This is a genomic window from Acidobacteriota bacterium, from assembly GCA_016208495.1.
Taxonomy (GTDB): Bacteria; Acidobacteriota; Blastocatellia; order Chloracidobacteriales; family Chloracidobacteriaceae; genus JACQXX01.
In genome coordinates this window covers 1-20,488 of sequence record JACQXX010000024.1, presented here as the reverse complement: position 1 = coordinate 20,488, position 20,488 = coordinate 1, and the positions used below count along the sequence as shown (strand labels likewise).

Below are 20,488 nucleotides of genomic sequence, written 5' to 3'. Positions count from 1 at the left end.
TCCTCGATTTCATCAAACTTCGCGCTGACTTTCCCGAAGATTTCTTCAAATGTTCGCTCTTTGATTCCCGGTTGTTTGGTGTTTGTCATCCCTTCAGTTTATCTTTTTTGGCTTTTGTTTTCCAAACAAAGAATTGCTGCATTCCTTGAGGGGTTTTCTTTGTCAGCAAACGATCACGGGCATCATAAGTGTACTGGGTTGTTCCACTGGCATCTATCATCGTCCGTCTATATCCCGTGTCGTAATAAGAGTAAGAAATGGGGATGGCTTGCTGAGCAAAGGGATCGACCGTGCCTGAAGTGGTGAAGGTCAAAACCTGGTTACCGCGATAATCAGTCAAGGCAACCTGTCGCTGAACCGGGTGGTCTGGCTGAAGGTTTACTGACTGTTCACGTTCAGGTTCCAAATGGGTTGTGGAGTTGACCCGATAGAGAGTAGCACTCAACAATAAAAGTACTCCTCCCACCAAAAGCACCGTCCTGAATGGCTCTGGCACGTTTATGAATCGGACGATTCTGGTCATATATGGATGGTTGGATTTCTTTAGGTGAGTATTCTTACGGTTTTTTCGGGCGGAAATCGGTTTTGACTCCATTGCTTGTTACCTCACATCAGGATGAAAAGTGAGACGCGGAAAATACATCAAGGCAAGAACGCCACGTCCACCAGATCTCTTTAATTGTTTTGTGAGTAGGAGAAATTTCTAACAGCAGAACGATGGCTAATACCATAGCAGAGGTTGAATCCTCTTACCAGTTTTTATAGCAATTCCGTATTTGTAAATTGTGTTTGAGAAAAACAAAAGGGAGGTAACAAGTAAGAAAATTGTGCTTTGGTAAATCTTGGGCTTCCGATCAATATATCCGCTTTAACTCAATGCCAGTATAAAAGTGCTTTAAGATCTGGTCAAAACGATAACCTTCAACCGCGAGACCATAGGCGCCGACCTGACACATGCCGACACCGTGACCCCATCCGCGTCCGCGGAGCCGAAACTGGGTCACCCGTCCCTTTTCATCAAGCGTGCGGTCAATCACAAATAAACTTTCACGGACTCCCAGCACCGAACGAATCCGCAGACCGTCAACAACTGTGGTGCGTTCAGTGCCGACAATTTCCAACGAGGCGACACGGTTGGACCTGCCATATTTCACCGGCTGTATATCAATCACCTGCCCGACGGCGATTTTGTTTTTAGCCAGTTGGGTCCGCAGTTCGTCGGGCGTCATTCGGACATCCCACCAGGAAAATTGAGAATAGCGGTCACTGGCGGCACCATTGGCGGCTGGGGAAATTTCCAGGTAGTCAACGCGTTCGCGGTCATCCAGGTGAAAGCCAATTGTTTCGCCGCCAATCAATTCGGCACGTGATGTTGCCACCCAGTCGCCACCCAGCTTTCGGAACAGAAAAAGGCGTGACCCAAGGTCAAAGTCTACATCGTCTTTACCTTTTCCACCCCGAATGACCAGGTGTCTGCCTTCATAGGGTCGGGCCGTTCCAGATTCAAGTTTTGGAATGCCCTTCATTGCTGCCGCTCGGGCCAGCATACCCAGTGCAATGCCGCGCGTCAGTGTGCTGCGGCCTTTGAGGGTGCCGTCACTGTAAGGCCGAATGACGCCTTCTTTGACCAGAAAAGCGACATCGAGCAGGTACCCGGTTGGAATGGTCGTGTGTTCCGGGCCAAGCAGATATTCGGCATCGTCTTCGGTGAGCAATCGGGCGGGTGATTCTGATCCATACAGGGCATTTAAGAGTAACCGGGCAAACCCACCCAAATCAGTGGCGACTTTTGGAACATCGGAAACCGGCTTGCGGCGGGCAAGCGTCGAAAGATGATCGGCCCAGTCAAGGCATTCGCGCTGTGAAACCTGCCCGGTCAAATATGACGTGGAGACCTTGTCGAATGAATCAAATTTGGCCACCGCCAGCAGTGCCAGTTCACGCGTCAGTGGTCGGCCATTGATATCCGTCAGGTTTTCCAGTCGCCGACCTGATTCAAGCCAGTGGTTGGTGTGGTGGATGCGTTCTTGCGGGCCCGTCACCACGCTTTTGAGGTAGGGAACTGGCTTTCCAAAAACAAATTCAACATCCTCGGTTCGACCACCACAGGTCGAGGTATAGAGCGCGTTGATTGGCTCACCCTGATACATGGCCACCATGCCGCGAGTTTCTTCGACCGCCCGGTTGGTGAGTGGATGTTCAGTTGAGCGGCCTCCGTAAACCTGGGACAGGGCGGTTGGCAACAAATCAAACCCTTCCTCGGAAAACTGCCCTTTATTGCGGACGGCATAGGTTCGGGCCGCCACGGCCTGGGCTTTGAGGGCTTCGAGTTTGGGAAAAACATTGGGCGAAAGCTCGTTTGGCACGACGCCGCGAACATATTCCTCCATCGGCAACGCATTGACCACGGTCATTTTCTGGCGACGGTTGAGCGAGACCTCAAGTTTTCCACGATAGGTTGAATTCAAATATTTGAGTGGCGCCGTCTCTGGTTCAAGTGCCACAAAGGTCACTTTGGTGGAATTAGCCACCACCTCATCACCCGTGCCGGAAATTGTGCGGAGCTTCCATTCGGGCCTGTCCTTTTTGGTCAAGGATGAGGGCGTGTCAACGCGTTCAACCCACGGCTTGCGATACCCGGCGTTGAGCACGCGGACCATCAGGACCTGGGCATCCGAGGACGACTCATACTCGCCAAGGCTGACGGCATATTCTTTGGTTTTGGGATCAAACTGGGTCTGGGCGGGTTCTTCAAAGGTTTTGCCAAGTTTGCGGGCAAAGGAATCAGCTTCTTTGGGGGTTTTAAAGCTTGCCACCTGTACTCGATAGGTTTTCCCACGCTGATTGCGGCGTGATTCACCATTATTGAGCAGCACGGTGATTTTCTTGTCAGCCAGGAACTCAGGTTCGAAAGAAGTGTCATCATCCAGTCGAGCAATTGGCCCATCACAGGTAATCGAGACAAAATCGGCGTTTGTCACCAACCCAATCCGAATCTCAGGTTCTTCAGTTTGACGATTCGGGTTTTTTTGGGAAGTTCCTTTCGGCATTGAGTCTGGCTCATTTCGCCGAAAATCAGGCTTTTCACGCTCTTTAGGTCTGGATTTGGTGTCTTCCGAGCCGGGCAGTTTGGTTTTTACTGCCGGAGCCGGTTCAGTCACTCTCCGTCTGCGCGTGACTGTGTCGCGTTCATGAGCTGACGCAACGGGCATAAGGCCATTGAATCCAATCAAGAGCGCCAAAATGATTGAGAATTTCCCCCTGGCTCGCCGCAAAAAAACTGAAGGCGTAGGCATAGGCTTTGAATGAAGAATGAAGAAACCATCTAGTGGCTAGTGGTTAGTGGTTAGGGTCGTCGTGTAATAGCCGTGGTGCGAAGCCCACGGACCCGGCCAGAACGAGACCCAACCCCGACAAGAACATCATTGAATGCCACCGGAAAGAGCACGAGCTTTCTTATCCTGGCGCTTATGCCCCTGACCCCTGACCCCTGAATTAAGATCCTGGCCGATACGTCAATGAGAACCGCAATCGAGCGAGCGGTTGCGACGTGTTTTCTGGTGTGAGGACAATCCCTCGGGGTGATTCTAATGGGCTGATCGAGCGAAGTGCGTTTTGAACCACATTGTCGAGGGCGGGGCTTCCCGTGGTTCGTTCTTTGTCAAAATCGGTGATCTGGCCATTGTGCAACACGGTGAACGTGTAGGCAACCGTCGTGGTCGAAGTCATATTCCGCGCATAAATCGGAAGCGACAAATTCAACCGAATGAGTTGTTCGATGGTTCTCAGATATTCGGGAGGAACGATCACGTGCGGTTTGACCATTTGCAGGCTGCCACCAACGGGAACGCCCGAAATCATTTGTTTAAAGCTGACTACCGGGTTCTGATTCGCTCCATCTAAAGAGGTTGCCTTCTTGAGAGAGAATTCCCGGATGGTGGCGGGATCAAAGGTGGGCGGTTTGGCAATATTTTCGGTACGAGTTATCGCCGCCTGGACATCAGTCGAAAAGGGCGACAGGTCAGCCGGAACATACCGTCCGCGAACTGAACTGGCTCGGGGAAGGTCCGGTTCTGGTTGTTGGGCTTCCACCCTGGTCGTGAACAGACACAGACCAATCAAGGCGATTACAGTCATCATGGGTTCAGTCAAATGAAAGCTGGAATGAGGATGAGACTGTAACTGTATCGCATCTGGGCTGGTTCTGGCGAGTTTGAGCCCCTGGCAATTTTTTTGTCTGGAAATTGGGATCGAGTTCAGAGTTCCGCCTTGAGGCGGCCTCAAATGTCAGTTCAGGTCAAACTGAGAGAACCAGATCCATCTCAAGGCAGAGCTCTTGACCTTTCTCCGTTGATTGAAGGCGATGAGTCTTCCAAACAAAAAATTGTTGGAGAAATTGATGTCACTGCTGAATGTAACTATCGGTTGGGATGACCTGGCGGACTTCAACACTGGCACCTCTGCGAACGACAAACTCGCTTAACCCAATGTGTTTCTGTGGGTTCCCCCAGTCATAGGTGTAGCCGAGGCGGGTCCAGGGAAATCCAGGGCCATTTGGAGTTTGATACATCCCGCGTAGGTTCCTGGTGAACCATTCGAAATGATCACAGCTTATTTGTCGGGTGCGGATTGTGTTTTCAAGGTTGAGTTCAGCACGGCTGTCGGTGATTTCCGGGTCGGGGCTGGGCCGAAACAGGTCATTTGGCGAAACCCAGACTTCGACAAATTTGGTGACGTGGTAATCGGGAGGGAGACCTAAAAGCTGTCTGATTCGCAAGGGGGATGGTTTTCCTCCTGGATGGGTGCGACAAAACCGCTGCAATTCCGGCACAACCGTAACCCACAATTCACGTGTCGGGAAGGGGGGGTGGCCGACCTTTGAATCAAATTCATCAGATCCCACCCAGGTGACAACCAGCACTTTTTTTTGCCCAGCCGGGCCTTTCCACATCAAACTGGTATTGGTTTCGGTGATGGCGGTTAAATTGGTAACGATTTCAGCGGGGTGACGATCTTGTAAAGCGAGGCGGACAGCTTCAGCATAGGTGGCTTTGAGCTGAGCTTCCGTTGGCGATGGGGTGGGTGACTGACCTGGGAGGGCCAAGGAGGGAAGAGCCGCCAGAGGGAAAAGAGAAAAAACAACACCACAAAGTCCAATCAGTAAGTACTTTGTCATAAGTTTCCTGAGATATTGGATTTGGTAAGTGGTTGATTCTTTTCGTGTAGTTCGTGTGTTTCGTGGTTAAAATGTCTGGAAATTTTCGGTAAGGTACTTATCACGAATGAGAACAATTGGCGGTAGCCCAATATCATTCTCGTGCCTCGGCTTTGAGTTCATTTGACCGACAATTGGCGGAGTCAAGGTCAACTCGATCCACAATGCCTACGACCGCCGCTTCAATGGAAAGATCCTGGTCTCCCATGGCTGAACGGGCAGCTTTTCCATAAGCACACAGGACCAGTTCACCCGTCCCGGCCCCAAGCCGGTCCGCCACCACGACAATGTCGGTGTTCGGTTCTTTATTGAGATTAAGTGGATGGACAATCAAAAAGCGTAACCCTTCTAAATCAGGCGCCTTTTGCGTTGACCAGACGGTGCCAACAACTTTTCCGAGAAACATAATTTAGTCAGTAGTCAGTAGTCAGTAGTCAGTAGTCAGTAGTCAGTAGTCAGTAGTCAGTAGTCAGTAGTCAGTAGTCAATAGTCGAGCGTTGGGGGGGTGAATTTCTTGTCAAGTGGATTTGGTTCTATTTGAGTCAGTTAGGAACAATCCTTTTCAAGAATTCCACGGATTCAACGATCTGGGTTTAATCTACTGACTACTGACTACTAGCTAATTAGAAGCTAAACCGTGCCACGAGCTGGATGTTGCGCCCGCCGCCGCCGCCCAGGAATGGGTTGCCGATGCCGACGTCCGGAGTCGCCGTCAACGGCAGGTACCCGATCCCGCGTCCGTTGCTGTCAATGCCGTTAAAGCCGGCATCCGCCAGGAAGCTAGGCAGGAGCGGGTTGGCAAAGTTTGGATGGTTGAACAGGTTATAGAACTCAGCGCGGAACTCAAGCTTGAGCCGTTCCGTCAGGTTCGTGGTTTTGACCAGTGAAAAATCGAAGTTTCGGTAGTTTGGCCCACGCAGGGAGTTGCGGCCCAGGGACCCAAACTGCTGGGTGCCGGGAATACAGGCCCCGTCGGCATCCAACTGACATGGCACCTGGAAGGCCGCCAGGTTCAGGAAACGATCTGGGTCGCTGGTGCCCGCATACGGGTCGCCCACCAGTTCCGGGCGGGGAAAGAATTCGCCGGTGCCGTTGAAATCGTCGAAGAAGTTGACGTGGAATGGATTACCGCTCCGGACCGTGATCAGCCCGCTCATCTGCCAGCCATTGACCATCTTGTTCATGAACCGATTGGTAACGTCAAATTTTGGAAGCTGATACACAAATGACACCACAAATCGGTGACGGCTGTCATAGTTGGAGTTGCCGCGTTCCAGATCGGGTCGAAAGCTATTGTCAGGTTGGGTGGCGTTGGGAACGAAGTCCTGTCCGTCACTGGCATTGTCAATGGCATGTGACCAGGTGTAATTCACTGAAACGTTCCATCCACGCAGTTCGCGCATGGTCAGGGTGGTTTGCAGTGAGTTGTAGTTTGAGGCGGCGGTGCTTTCAAACTGGTTCACATAGAAGAATGTCCCCCCCGATGGGGCAAATGGTCCATTATCAAATGGTCGCCCAGGGTTGACGGCTGGGTTTCCAGGCTGGTTGATGTCGCGATAGCGGTAGAGTTTTCGGCCTTGCGAGCCAACATAACCAACCTGAAGCACTGTGTTCTTAAAGAGTTCCTGCTGAAAGTTGAGGTTGAAGTTTTGGACATACGGCGTGCGCAGGTTGCTGTCCACGGCAAACACGTCTGAGTCCAGAAATTCTGAAAATACTGGCGAACCTGGAACTAAGCGATCCACGGCTGAAAATGAGAAGAGAATCGGTGATTCGCCAATCGGGTTGTACGCTGGCCCAGGATTGAAGGTATTAAACGGCAACTGACCAACAAAGAAATCCTGGGAAAAGCTGTCGTAGAAAATTCCCCATCCAGCGCGAATGACGGTTTTGCCTTTCCCGGTCACATCCCAGGCCACCCCGAGACGTGGCGAGAAGTTGTTCGGGTCACGATCATAGAGCCGGTCAGTCAGAAACAGCCCGCGTTGCGAGTCAAAGTTGCTCAACCGGTTGCGTTCTTCACCGAGCACCCCGAAATAGTCATACCGGACACCCAGATTGAGCGTCACTTTTGGGGTGAGTCGGAAGCTGTCCTGCAGATACAGGCCGTGCGAATTTTGGAACGTGCCGCGCTGTGAATCACCAGTGGCGCTGCGTCCGCCACTTGGCAGGCCATCCAGGAAGTCTTCGAGTGACGCAAAATCAATTCGCCCACGATATCCGGCGTCAAAGAAGCCGTTGACAAACGTTCGGCGGAATTCATAGCCAAACTTCAAATCGTGCTTGTTCAATTTCCAGGAAACGTTGTCAATAATCTGGTTATTGGTGGCAATGCGACCGCGTGGCACCGAAAGCGTTGCTCCCAGTGGAGCGATGGAAGATCCCAGCAGTTCGTCATTGCGGATGCGAATAAACGGCAGGCCAAATGCCCGTGGGTTGGTCACACCGGTGTTTAACCCAATTGAATTTGGGTCAAAATCGCTGTCCTGGGCAAAAAAGCCCTGGTTATACCGGTTATAGCCATAGCGCAATTCATTGACCAGTGTGCTGGAAATGATCTTCAGGTAGGACAGCGACAACACCTGAACCCTGGTCGGGGTATTGGTATTGAAGCCGGGCAGGACGTTTCCACCGATGATGGCCAGTGGAAAGCTCTGTTCGCTATCACCGAAATAGTAGCGTCCCGAAATCTGGTCATTGGTGGTGAATGAATGGTCAATCTTGGCAATCACGCTGTCAGAATCCGCAAATGCTGGTGTCGTCACGCTGGCATTGGGTGATGGATCAAACAACGGTACTGAGATATTTGGCGTCGGCCACGGATTCCGGTTCAGGATTTGCTGAATGATTGGATTGGTGGCGCCGCCCAGCGAGGCGATTTCACGCGGATCCGGCACGCGGGCCAGACTGTTGAGACCGACTCGCTCGCGCTGGCCTTCATAATTGACGAAAAAGAAAGTCTTGTTTTTGACAACTGGCCCGCCGACCGCAAATCCAAACTGGTTATTGCGGAGCGCGGTTTGTGGATTGGGCTTGGTGTTAAAAAAGTTTCGGGCGTCAAGCGCATTATTTCGGAAAAATTCAAAGACGCTCCCGTGGAATTCATTGGTGCCTGACTTGGTCACGATGTTGACCACGGCACCTGAGTTCCGACCATATTCCGGAGCAAAATTTGAAAGTACAACCAGTTCCGAAATCGCCTCGATGGGCAGAACAGTAGCCGGGACACCAAACACCCCGCCCTGGTTAATCGCTGGCAAATTGCGGTACCCATCGTTCATATCCGTCCCGTCCAGCAAATAGTTGTTGGACCGGCCACGGTTCCCGTTTGAACTAAACAATCCAAATGAACCAGGGGAATCGGCGGCGCCGCTTGGGTCACCGCTGGCCCCAGCGCTGATGATCAGAAGCTTTTGAAAATCACGCCCATTGACAGGGAGTTCGCTGATTTGTTTGTTCTGCAAAACCGTTCCCAGCACGTTGGTAGTGGTGTCCACCAGCGGGACAGACCCTTCGACCACAATTGTATCTGAGACGGTGCTGCTGGTTTGCAGGACGGCATCTACCCGTTGCTGGCTGGCAACGGTCACCACCACATTGGTCACGGTGGCTGATTTAAACCCGGACTGCTCGACCCGGATTTCATAGGTCCCGATAGCCAGTTCCGGAATTCGATAGCTCCCATCATCAGCCGTGATGGTGGAGCGTTCGATCCCGGTGCTGACGTTGACCGCCGTGACGGTGGCCCCAGCCAGTGAACTGCCGGTCTGATCGGTAATGATCCCCACGATGGATCCCCGATATGCTTGAGCCCACAGCACATCCGAGATCAAGGGGCACAGGCAAAGAACCACGAGCAGTATCAATCGCTCAAAAGTTTGTTTTCTCATGAAAAAATTACTCCTTATGTTTTAGGGGTGGAGCTTTTTTTGAATGAAGAGTGAAGAATGAAGAAAGTGGTTAGTGGTTAGTGGTTAGTTCTTGGCTACTGGTTCTTCTTCGAAAGTGTTGATTTCTAACCACTAACCACTAATCGGTTTCTTCACTCTTCATTTTTTGTAGGTGAAGGCTTTGAATTGTTGTTCAAGTGTGCGAAATCGTTTTTCAAGCTGTTCAATCTGGTCAAAAAGCTGTGTGTTTTGGGCGAGCGCTCGTGTTGCGTCAGATTGAGCTTCCAGGGGCCGACGGCTAAGAATTCTGAGATCATGCTCAAGATTCTGGATTGAGGCTCTTAATGCTTTCACATCGCGTGAAAGATCTTTGGCCATCGCCGTCACCAGACCAATTTTGTAATCAAGATCTTTCTGCAGTGCGTCAATCTGAGTCTGGAGAAGCTCAAATTTTTCAGAGAGTTCAGTGCGGACTGCTTCAATCTTTTGATCGAGAAAATCAAAGCGTTCGATCATTTCGGATCGGAGACTGTCGGTTTTGGCGGTGAGTTCAGCGTGAACGCCGTCAATTTTGGTGGTGAGTTCAGCGTGAACGCCGTCAATTTTGGCGGTGAGTTCGGAGTGAACGCCATCAATTTTGGTGTTGAATTGTTGGGTAACTCGGTCTTCCATCGCTTTGAGCGATGAATCGAGAATGGCCTTAAATGCGATCAATAATTCTTCATTCGGTATGCTCATAGGGTTATGAATTGCCTTTCGAAAGAGATTGCGCTTTTGATTCTTGAAAGAGAAATTCGCCAAGGAGGTGGTGAAAATGATGGACGCCGTTTTCGCGTTTCACTGAATATCGCCCGCTGGTATAAGTTTTTGACTTTAACCCGCGCTGCACCGCCTCGCAGATATGAATGTCTTCAATCTGGATTTCGTCGCTGAATTCAACCTGTTGCTGGAGTTTTTGCTGGACGTGTGGTTCTTCCGGGTCGAGAAAAAACCATTCGAAGATGGTGAGTGTTTTTTCCGGACCAAGTGGAATGATCAAATTAGTGGAAAAATTATCAGGGTATACATTGAGCATCAGGTTGGGAAAAATCCAGAAATACTCAGCTCGATCTGTCGCGAGATTGCCGGTGACCCGAATCCGGTTGGCATTTTTGACAGGTGAATGCTGGATCGAATAATAGCGTCGGGTTTCAGTCCGGTACTGGGCATAATCGAGTTCCTTGTTCAGGCCCGGATGCACGATGGGGATGTGGTAGCCTTCAAGGTAGTTATCAACATAAACCTTCCAGTTACAGTCCACATACCAGTCTTTACGAAACGCATAGCGCATGTTTTCGACGTCAAAGGGGATGATTCGGTCGGCGATGCCGTCAAAGTACTCATCCAGCGGTGCCGCCTGTGGGTCACAATTGACAAACACCAGTCCAAACCAGGTGGCAACTTGAAATTGAGGCAGGCAGAAGGCTTCTTTTTGAAAGCACTCGACGCCGTCAAATTCGGGTGTTCCAATCAGGCGGCCATCGAGGGCATAACTCCAGCCGTGATAGCCGCAGCGAAAGATCGAACACGACCCGGCGCCGGTGGAAACTGGCCCGGCGCGATGGCGACAGACATTGGAAAAGGCCCGAATCTGGTGGTCATTGCCACAGACCACAACCACAGGCTCTCTGCCGATAGTGGCGGTAAAAAACTTTCCAGGGGCGTCTACCTGTTCGGTCCGGCCCACCAGTTGCCAGGTTGAAGCAAAAATACGGTCCAGTTCCAGATCCAGCGCTGCCGGGTCAAGGTACCACGGCGCCGGAATGGTTTGGGCAAAGGGAAGTCGCTCATCAATGCAAAACTGAGGCAAGGTCAGCATAAAACGAAAGAAAGCACCTGGTTGAGTCAAAGGTTGTGTGAAGCGATTGACAGGAGGAGGATGACGAACCGATTGTGGTGGAAACGTGATGCTTCATTTCTAACACAATCAGTTATTCAACTTGAATACAAATGTTTGTCACCGGGAAGGGTTTTTCAAACTCGCGGGTGGTTATCCAGGTGACAATCGTGTAGATCCCAGGCTTTTTCTCAAATGGCCTGAAGGTAAACCGAAAGGCCCCGCCGCCTGCCAGATTGATCTCACCGCGCGTTCCGTCAATGTAGGTATCGCCCGAGGTGAGTTGTGGTCGTAGCGTTGTATGTTTGTCTGGCAGGCCGTACGGACGCGAGATTCGCAGCCAGGCAAGGTCCGGCGGTGTCGGCAGCGGTTCATAATACACCTCGACCCCTCGCAGTTTGTAATCGGCTCGGGCCAGTTTTCCAGCCAGTGAAACCGAAGCCTTCTGGGGAATTTTCATTGCCGGCAATGGCTGAAAAACCGTGTACCGGCAGAGAAACTCTTCGACCAGTGAGATTTGTCCATTCAGGACGGCAATTCCGATGCCGACATGGGTGTTTTGAGGCTTCAGGATGGTTTGCCGGTGGCCATCATTGGGGGGCGTTTCCTCATACAACGACCGGTGCATGTCATTCAAATATTCGTCCAACGCTGGATCATCGGCTGTTATTTTGGCCCCAAACAACGACGAAATATTTTCAGCCGCAGCATCCGTGCCACCAGCAAAAGCATAGCGCATATAGGGTTTGCGGCCATCACGACTCCAGTGACTCGAAAAATTTTCGCGCGACAGTTCTTCAGCGTGGGTTTGAGCCACGGTTGAGGCAAACTGATCGAGTTCGACCGGCGCCAGGCCGTGTTCTTTTCGCTCGGCATTGATCAATTCCAAAACCTGTCGTTGAAATTTCAGGGTCAATTGGGTTCTGGGTGGAATGGTGGCTGCACTGACCTGCCCACCCATTACCATCACAAATACACTGAGCACCACTATCCTGAACACGATTCTGAACTTATCTTGCATGGAATGATTCCTTCCAAAATCCAGTAATATCAGTTTGCGATGAAATTCTCGTATGAGCGAACAGTCAAGTGATTCAACCAAATAAACTTAGCGAACGACTGATGCGAATTAAGAGTTGAAGCCGTTTTTGGTTCTCATCCCGAAGGGATGGAGCCAGGTTCCCAGGGCTCGAAGACTCACCCTGGGCTACGAGCCTGCGTCTACTTCGTAGACTGAGAACCAAAACGGCTTCAACTCTTAACTGGCATTACTACTGACTACTGACTACTGACTGGCATAAGCAATCTACTGGCCGAAAAATTTTTTTCTAGGTCTTTCTACCCACATTTCCAGGAAATTTAAAAAAAAAGACTGAAATTATCTGTAGAATAAAACATTGCGTATTTTTCCATTTTTCAGCCCAAAGACATATTTTTCCAGAGTTTTTCGGAAACCATACTCCGGTTTGACCAGTGCCAGGTATGTGTTGCCCCAAAAAAGCTGTTCTGCCCAATGAAACAGTATTTTTGATTGAGGTACCTGGCCAAACAAAGTTAAGGGGCTGAACATTGAATCAAGCGAAAAACGCCCCCGCCACCCTTTCATTTAGTGGAATTCTTCGAGCAAGAGGTAAAAAGTGCTTATGAGGACCTGTTCAGAATGTAATCGGGAATGGAACGAGCGGGTTGATTTCTGCCCGTTTGATGGACAGCCACTCACGCTGAATATTGTACTTAATGATCGCTACCGACTTGACGCCCTGCTTGGGCGCGGCGGGATGGGGTTGGTGTACCGGGCCACTCACCTCAAACTGGACAGTCCGATGGCCATCAAGATTTTGCATCCGCAACTGATGGGGCACGAAACCGCCCGCAAGCGATTTATCCGTGAAGCCTGCATTGCGGCGAAAGTCCAGCATGAAAACGTCATTCGGGTATTTGATTGCGATGAAGCCAAGGGGACGACCTACTTTGCCATGGAATTACTCGAAGGGACGACCTTGCGTGATGCACTCAAGCGCAACCGGCATTTTACGCTCGATGAAATTTCCCACCTGTTAAAACAGATTTGTGCTGGCGTGTATGTTGCCCATTTCAAAGGTGTTTTACACCGTGATCTGAAACCGGCAAACGTTTTTCTGCTCCAGGCGGATGACGGCATTGAGCGCGCCAAGATTCTGGATTTTGGGATTTCCAGATTTTTGACGCCAAATGCTTCGACGTTGACCGAGCGGGGAAGAGTGTTGGGCACGCCGGAATATATGTCGCCCGAACAGGTCAAGGATGAAGTTCTGGATCCACGCTCAGACATTTATAGCCTGGGTGTCATGCTCTATGAATTGCTGACCGGACAGCTTCCGTTTCGGGCCACAACCTCAATGTCGCTGATGTATCGCCACGTCAATGACCGCCCGCTGGCCCCAAGCGAAGTCCAGAGCGGACTGCCCCGGATGGTAGACGAAGTTGTCTTGCGAGCCCTTGCCAAGCATCGCGAACATCGCCAGCAATCGGTGTTGCAATTGAGTCAGGAGTTTGAAGCGGCGATTTCCGTTTCAACTCCATATACCCAAAGCCCGGTGGTGGTCGAAACCGATCTTGAGTTACGGGTGGCGGGGCCGGGGTCCCAGTGGCTTCCACGCCGGGTGAACGCCAGGCCGACCGTGGCCCCGAGTCTCCGACCAGTTGATGGTCCGGCCCCACGGCCAATTTTTAATCGCTCGCCATTGCGGGCAATTAGCGGCGGGCTGATTCCTCCGGGGACTTCCTGGCAAGCCTATGACTATGAAACCATCACGGTTGACGCCCGTGGCAATGTGACCCAGCGCAGCAAACGCCAGGCCCGATGTTTTATCGAAGACTTAGGTGATGGGATTGTGTTGGAACTGGTTGAAATCCCAGCCGGGACCTATTTGATGGGCATGCCCGAGGAACTGGCCGAACGCGTCCGCCGGGAAGCCGGTCCAAACGGAGTCCACATCACGGCTGGTTCAAACTGGGTTCAGTGCGGCACACCACAAACCTGGGTTACACTCCCGAAATTTTATCTCAGCAAGTTTGAAGTCACCCAGTCGCAATGGGAAGCGGTGATGGGCACCAATCCATCAATGTTTAAAGACGGTTCGCTTCCGGTTGATCGCATTACCTGGTATGACGCCGTCGAATTTTGCCGCCGTCTGTCCGAACGGACCGGACGCCAGTATCGTGTGCCGACCGAAGCCGAGTGGGAATATGCCTGCCGGGCAGGAACGTCTTCAGTGTATGCCTTTGGCGAAATGCAGCTTCCTGAGACGGGCGCCTATGGTGTGACCGTCCAGCAACCCACCGGTCCGTTAACCCAATCCGGTGAAAACAAACAGCGACCAGTTGGAAGCCTTGGCTTAGCCAACGGGTTTGGATTGTACGACATGCACGGCAATGTGTGGGAATGGTGCCAGGATGTCTGGCACGATACCTATGACGAAATCCCCGAAGATGGAAGTGCCTGGGAAACTGACGGAGACCCGGTGCGCCGTGTCGTGCGGGGCGGGTCGTGGTTTGTCGGCGAATTTGTCTGCCGGACGGCGCTTCGCAACGGGTTGCCGGCGCATATCAAGGTCAGTTCGTTGGGGTTGCGCGTGCAACTGGCCGATGTTTTAGCCCCGGCATAAACTCTTTGGAGTGCGGCGGCTTGATGCTGCGTTCACAAAGCAGGGCCAGGCCGCGGCACTCAAAAGTTTTCTGTCTCCCCTTTTGCCTTTCGCTAAATTCCTTTATCCTTGCCGATAAACTTTTGGGATTCCCTCTCTCACTAGCTTATTCACAGACAAGCGATACACAGAAATTCATGCGATACATAACTGATGATCTTCGGATCCGCTCGATCAGGGTCGTTTTGCCCCCGGCCTACCTGCAGGAAGAATACCCCATCACGGACAAAATTTCCGAAACCGTCCACGATGCCCGTGAAACCGTCCGCGCGATTGTCAATCGTCAGGATGACCGGTTACTCGTCGTCGTCGGTCCCTGTTCGATCCACGATGTGGTTGCCGCGCGCGAATACGCGATGCTCCTCAAAAACAAAATTGATGAGTTCAAAGACGATCTTTGCCTCGTGATGCGGGTCTATTTTGAAAAGCCACGGACCACAGTTGGATGGAAAGGGTTGATCAATGATCCCTACATTGACGGCACGTCAAAAATCAACGACGGTTTGCGCCTGGCTCGTAAACTCTTGATTGATTTGGGGGATATGGGAGTTCCTGCCGGCAGTGAGTTTGTTGATCTGATCTCTCCGCAATACACAGCGGAGTTGATTAGCTGGGGCGCCATTGGTGCCCGGACAACAGAAAGTCAGTCGCATCGGGAACTGGCTTCGGGGTTGTCCTGTCCGGTTGGCTTTAAGAACGCCACGGGCGGCACCTTGCAAATCGCGGTGGATGCCGTGCGGTCAGCGGCACATCCCCATTATTTCCTGTCACATACCAAACAGGGACAATCCGCGATTTTTGAAACGGCGGGGAATCCGGATTGCCACATTATTCTCCGAGGTGGGAAAGCCCCCAATTACTCCGCCGAACACGTTGCCGAGGCGGCTGCCGTGCTTGAACAGGCCAACCTTCCGGCGCGCATTATGATTGATTGTAGCCACGCCAATTCGAGCAAAGACCACCTCAAGCAAATTGATGTCTGCCGAAACGTTGCCGAACAAATTGCCAGCGGTGATTCGCGAATCATCGGCGTGATGATCGAAAGCCATCTGGTTGCCGGTCGCCAGGATGTCAAACCGGGCAAAACCCTGCGCTATGGGCAAAGCATTACTGATGCCTGTATTTGCTGGGATGATACGGAAACCTTGCTCGAAGAACTGGCGGTCGCTGCTCGGGCCCGCCGCGTCGCGGCCTTACAAGAAGTCTCTTGACGTCAGTACCACCTGCGTGAGCGGGTGGGCTTAAAAAAAGGTCAGTACCACCTGTGTGAGCGGGTGGGCTTTAGACAAGGATTGAGCATGAACGCCATTGAACCCAAACCCGTTCTTGCACTCCCGGTACAAGATCCTGAACTGGTGCGCTTTACGCCCTATTCCGGCAATTTTCGCTGGGAGGGAATTGCTACCAAGGAATACAAGCCTTCAGACAGTGACACGCCTGGGTTTTGCGGCATCCTGCGGCAGACGTTGTTTGGACAGCCGGAAGATGCCGTCGGGTTTGAAGTCCGCTATTTTGAAATTGAGCCAGGTGGATGGTCTTCGCTGGAATGTCACGGTCATTCGCACGCAGTGATTGGATTGCGCGGCAAGGGCCAGATTCTTCTGGGGAGTGAAGTCAAACCACTGGGATTTTTGGATTTAGCCTATATTGGTCCGAATCAGATTCACCGGCTGGCGAATGAAAGCAACGAAACATTTGGTTTTCTGTGCATTGTGGATAACCAGCGTGACCGGCCATTGAGCCTCAAACCGGAGGATGTTCCGCACTTAATGGCTAATCCTGAGACCGCACGACTGGTCAAACGATCAATATCTGAGTAATATGTTCGGAATTCAAATCTCTATACCCAGTTTTTCGTCAGTAGTCAGTAGTCAGTAGTCAGTAGTCAGTAGTCAGTAGTCAGTAGTCGAGTGTTGAGATTTTGGAATTCGTGTCAAGTGGATTTTGTTCTATTTGAATCATTTAGAAGTAATTCTTTTCAAGAATTCCACGGATTCAACTATCCGGGTTTTGACTACTGACTACTGACTACTGACTACTGACTTATCAACGTCACAGTTGAACTCCGAAATCTTATGCACATCGAAGCCATTACTCATCTATCTGACAGCGACCCCAGGCTGGCCAAAGTCATCGAACGCGTTGGCGAATGCCTTTACCGTCCGACGCCTACGATCAAACCGTTTGATTCACTGGTCAGTGCCATTATTTATCAACAGCTCTCTGGCAAAGCCGCAGGGACAATCCATCAACGGTTTTTAGACCTTTATGGCGGCACAACGCCAGAACCGAAACGCGTACTTGAAACGCCCGATGAAGACCTCCGCAAAGCCGGGATTTCCCGCCAGAAACTTGGATACCTGAAAGACCTGGCTGCCAAATTCGAAGGCGGAATTGTTCCAGTTGACGACCTCAAGGAACTCGATGACGAAGCCATGGTCGAAGCTCTCACGACGGTCAAAGGCATTGGTCGCTGGACGGTGCAGATGTTTTTGATCCGACTGGGGCGGCTCAATGTGCTTCCAGATGCTGATTTGGGAATTCAAAAGGCGATTAAGGAAGCCTATGAACTCGACTCGCTCCCGGCACCAAAGGAAGTGGTCAAAATCGGGGCGAAATGGCAGCCTTATTGCACAATTGCTTCGTGGTATCTGTGGCGAAGTATTGACGGTTAGAAAGAAGACAGTCAAAAACTATGGTGAAACCAATCTATCAAGACCCGCAAGTTATTGAAAACATTCTCAAAACCTGCCGTTGCGTCGCTGTCGTCGGGTTGTCGCCAAAGCCGGATCGCCCAAGTTATAGCGTGAGCGAATATCTGCTTGAAACCGGTTATGACGTGATTCCGGTCAACCCGACCGCGAAAGAAGTCTTCGGGAAACCGTGTTACCCAAACTTACTCGCCATTCCAGATGAGGTTGATCTGGTCACGATTTTCCGCCGTCCAGAAGATGTTCCGGAAATCGTCGAAGAAGCAATTGCTAAAAGAGCCAAAGCCGTCTGGATGCAGTTTGGTGTCATCAACGAACCGGCTGCTGGCCGGGCGCAGGCTGCCGGGCTTGCCGTGGTGATGGATTGCTGTATGTCGGTTGAACACGGTCGCCGCCGCCGGGCTGGAAAGCTTTAATTCGGGTTCCGGGTTTCTGAAGGGATGAGGGATGAGGGATGAGGGATGAAAGAAACCACCTTGTCATCTTGTCAGTTGGTCATCTTGTCAGGATTGAGGATTCCGGGTTTTCGAATAATTGTTCTTTATGTCCTTTTCGTCCTTTATGTCCCTTTGGTCCTTTTAAGACGCCGAACCTCAAAGGAGCCTTCCGGCCATGCAAGTTGATAACGAACTCATCATCGAAACCCCAGAGCACGTTCAGCTTCGGTTTGTGCTGGCCAGTGTAGGCACGCGGTTTCTGGCTGCCTTGATTGATCATTTGATTCAGGGCGCGGCGATTATTGCCATTCTGATCCTGGTGTATGCAGCTTATAACGTGTTCGATTTTCTCAAATCAGCCGGAAACTGGGCTATCGCTGCCGTGGTGTTTGTGATTGGCGGCTTGATTTTGCTCATTATTGGGTATTTCACGCTGTTTGAAAGCCTCTGGAGTGGGCAAACCCCAGGCAAACGCTGGATGAAACTCCGTGTGATCCGCGAAGATGGCCGCGCTGTCGGCTTTTTCGAAGCACTGGTCCGCAATATGCTCCGGGTGATAGATTTGCTGCCGTCAGGGTACGCGATTGGCGTGGTGACGATCATTGTCAGCGACCAGTCACGTCGGATTGGTGACTACGTTGCCGGAACAGTCGTTGTCAAAGAACGCGCCTCTGAAGCGCCGTCACTTTCCGAAGTCCTTGACCGTCACGAGCGTGAAACCCGCCGCAATGGGAGCAACCGACCAGCGCTGCAACTGGACATCCGCCAACTAACCAAACAGGAATTTCTGATCGTTGAAAAATTCCTGGCCCGCCGAAACGAAATCCCCCAACAATCCCGCCCCCATGTTGCCGCCCGAATTGCCATCCCGCTCCTGCAAAAGTTTCAGGTAATGTCAGTTGAAAGTTATGAAGCGTTCCTGGAAGATGTAGACCGCCAGTACAAAGCCCATGCCAAATATTTGGTGGACTGAGATTGAGCGAGTAGTGAGTAGCGAGTAGCGAGTAGCGAGTAGCCAATCAACTATGCAGCAAACTGGTTGAACAATAGGAACTTATTCACTTCTGCAAGATGAATCTGGGTTTTACTACTCACTACTCACTACTCACTACTCGCTTTCAACTGGCCTGCCCCTTTCATTTTTACCAAGTTTCCGGGAGTTTTTATGAAGGACGTATTCATTTTAGGTGGTGCACGTACCCCAATGGCCGAATATGCCGGGGTGTTTCATGATTTGTCTGACAGTGACCTGGGGTCGCTGGCGGCCAAAGCGGCTTTTGAACGATCAGGTGTGGCAGCCGACGAGATTGATCACACCATTATTGGCAATGCGATTCAAACTTCAAAAGGTGCGATTTATGGCGCCCGCCACGTCGCGCTCAAAGCTGGCGTTCCGGTGGATCGCCCGGCATTGACCGTCAACCGGCTGTGCGGTTCTGGAATTCAATCCATTATCAGCGGTGCGCAGTTAATCCAGCTTGAAGAAGCCGGCACCGTGCTGGCGGGTGGGATGGAATCAATGTCACAGGCGCCGCATGTGATTCGCGGTGCGCGCACTGGTTTTCGGCTTGGTGATTCCAACCTCGAAGATTTGTTAATGTCGTCACTCTATGACGGATTCTGTGGCCTGTTTATGGCGCAGACGGCTGAAAAACTGGCCCGTCAGCACGACATTGGCCGTGAGGCTCAAGATGCCTTTGCACTGGTCAGCCAGCAACGGGTTGCCGCAGCCTACGCGGCGGGCCGGTTACAGGAAGAAATCGTGCCAGTTGAAGTCAAAACCCGCAAAGGAATGCTGCTGGTTGAAAAAGATGACCACATGCGGGCTGACACGACGCTCGAAGGTCTGGCCAAATTGCGTCCTGCCTTTGGCAAAGACGGCATGGTGACTGGTGGGAATGCTTCAGGAATTGTGGATGGTGGTGCGGCATTGGTGCTGGCTGGTGAAGCCTACGTCAAAGCCAAAGACAAACAGCCGCTGGCCCGCATTGTCGGTTGGAGCGTCGCGGGGGTTTCTCCAGATATTATGGGCATCGGCCCGGTGCCAGCGATTGAAAAATTGCTTCAGAAAACTGGTAAAACGCTGGCTGAAATTGATCTGGTTGAAGTCAACGAAGCGTTTGCTGCCCAGTATCTGGCAGTGGAAAAAGCACTTGGACTGGATCGCGAAAAAACGAATGTCAACGGCGGGGCGATTGCGCTGGGTCACCCACTCGGCGCCTCTGGAACGCGGCTGGTTCTGACACTGATGCACGAACTGCGCCGTCGTGGCCAGAAACTGGGCATTGCTTCGGCATGCATCGGTGGTGGTCAGGGGATCGCCATTATGATTGAAATTGTGTAATCGGGTTCCGGGTTTTTTAAGGGATGAGGGATGAGGGATAAGAGATGAAAGAAATCACTTGTCCCCTTGTCCCCTTGTCCCCTTGTCCCCCTGTCCCCCTGTCCCCCTATCATCTTGTCCGGGTTCCGGGTTCCGGGTTCCGGGTTCCGGGTTCCGGGTTTTCGAAATTTATGTCCTTTATGTCTTTTTTGTCCTTTTCCGGAACCCCACCAACCCCCAACCCCCAACCCCCCAACCCCCAACCCCCAACCCCCAACCCCCCAACCCCCAACCCCCAACCCCCAACCCCCAACCCCCAACCCCCAAACCCTGAACCCCAAACCCTGAAC

At 51.7% G+C, this 20,488-nt stretch carries 16 protein-coding genes; 7 read left to right on the top strand and 9 right to left on the bottom strand.

From position 1 onward, the window contains the following. Positions 1–85: 85 nt before the first annotated feature. The 9 genes from HY774_04545 to HY774_04505 all read right to left on the bottom strand — a co-directional run bounded on the left by HY774_04545 (position 86) and on the right by HY774_04505 (position 12,002). Positions 86–595: an RHS repeat protein gene (locus HY774_04545; GenBank protein MBI4747731.1), complete on the bottom strand. Its 510-nt coding sequence runs from the start codon at positions 593–595 to the stop codon at positions 86–88. A 259-nt stretch (positions 596–854) separates the two neighbouring features. Next, on the bottom strand, positions 855–3,296 hold the full coding sequence (locus HY774_04540; protein MBI4747730.1) for a SpoIID/LytB domain-containing protein: 2,442 nt from the start codon (positions 3,294–3,296) through the stop codon (positions 855–857). Positions 3,297–3,495: 199 nt separating this feature from the next. Then, positions 3,496–4,140, bottom strand: coding sequence for a TonB C-terminal domain-containing protein (locus HY774_04535; protein ID MBI4747729.1), 645 nt, complete (start codon positions 4,138–4,140; stop codon positions 3,496–3,498). Between the two features lie 262 nt (positions 4,141–4,402). Beyond that, positions 4,403–5,176 (bottom strand): hypothetical protein, encoded by a 774-nt coding sequence (locus HY774_04530; protein ID MBI4747728.1) that lies wholly within the window; start codon positions 5,174–5,176, stop codon positions 4,403–4,405. Positions 5,177–5,309: 133 nt separating this feature from the next. After that, positions 5,310–5,621, bottom strand: a complete 312-nt coding sequence (locus tag HY774_04525; protein ID MBI4747727.1) for a EutN/CcmL family microcompartment protein — start codon at positions 5,619–5,621, stop codon at positions 5,310–5,312. A gap of 217 nt (positions 5,622–5,838) precedes the next feature. Further along, positions 5,839–9,105, bottom strand: coding sequence for a TonB-dependent receptor (locus HY774_04520; protein MBI4747726.1), 3,267 nt, complete (start codon positions 9,103–9,105; stop codon positions 5,839–5,841). A 159-nt stretch (positions 9,106–9,264) separates the two neighbouring features. After that, positions 9,265–9,843 carry a hypothetical protein gene (locus HY774_04515; GenBank protein MBI4747725.1) on the bottom strand — a complete coding sequence of 193 codons (579 nt, stop codon included), beginning with the start codon at positions 9,841–9,843 and terminating at the stop codon, positions 9,265–9,267. 4 nt (positions 9,844–9,847) lie between these two features. Continuing rightward, a complete protein-coding gene (locus tag HY774_04510) occupies positions 9,848–10,963 on the bottom strand; it encodes a Rieske 2Fe-2S domain-containing protein (GenBank protein MBI4747724.1) in 1,116 nt (371 codons plus the stop codon). A gap of 112 nt (positions 10,964–11,075) precedes the next feature. Continuing rightward, positions 11,076–12,002, bottom strand: coding sequence for a CAP domain-containing protein (locus HY774_04505; GenBank protein ID MBI4747723.1), 927 nt, complete (start codon positions 12,000–12,002; stop codon positions 11,076–11,078). A 622-nt stretch (positions 12,003–12,624) separates the two neighbouring features. Here HY774_04505 and HY774_04500 point away from each other — a divergent pair. The 7 genes from HY774_04500 (at position 12,625) to HY774_04470 (ending at position 20,159) form a co-directional block, all read left to right on the top strand. After that, positions 12,625–14,628, top strand: a complete 2,004-nt coding sequence (locus HY774_04500) for an SUMF1/EgtB/PvdO family nonheme iron enzyme (protein ID MBI4747722.1) — start codon at positions 12,625–12,627, stop codon at positions 14,626–14,628. A 176-nt stretch (positions 14,629–14,804) separates the two neighbouring features. Next, a complete protein-coding gene (locus tag HY774_04495) occupies positions 14,805–15,878 on the top strand; it encodes a 3-deoxy-7-phosphoheptulonate synthase (protein ID MBI4747721.1) in 1,074 nt (357 codons plus the stop codon). Between the two features lie 87 nt (positions 15,879–15,965). Next, complete coding sequence (locus HY774_04490) at positions 15,966–16,487, top strand: cupin domain-containing protein (protein ID MBI4747720.1); 522 nt, start codon at positions 15,966–15,968, stop codon at positions 16,485–16,487. A gap of 255 nt (positions 16,488–16,742) precedes the next feature. Then, entirely contained in the window at positions 16,743–17,342 is a 600-nt protein-coding gene (locus HY774_04485) for a DNA-3-methyladenine glycosylase 2 family protein (GenBank protein MBI4747719.1), read from the top strand. Between the two features lie 20 nt (positions 17,343–17,362). After that, the gene (locus HY774_04480) at positions 17,363–17,794 is read left to right on the top strand and encodes a CoA-binding protein (protein MBI4747718.1); all 432 of its coding nucleotides are present in this window, start codon (positions 17,363–17,365) and stop codon (positions 17,792–17,794) included. Between the two features lie 196 nt (positions 17,795–17,990). Then, the gene (locus HY774_04475) at positions 17,991–18,788 is read left to right on the top strand and encodes an RDD family protein (GenBank protein MBI4747717.1); all 798 of its coding nucleotides are present in this window, start codon (positions 17,991–17,993) and stop codon (positions 18,786–18,788) included. Between the two features lie 192 nt (positions 18,789–18,980). Then, entirely contained in the window at positions 18,981–20,159 is a 1,179-nt protein-coding gene (locus tag HY774_04470; GenBank protein MBI4747716.1) for an acetyl-CoA C-acetyltransferase, read from the top strand. Positions 20,160–20,488: the final 329 nt, after the last annotated feature.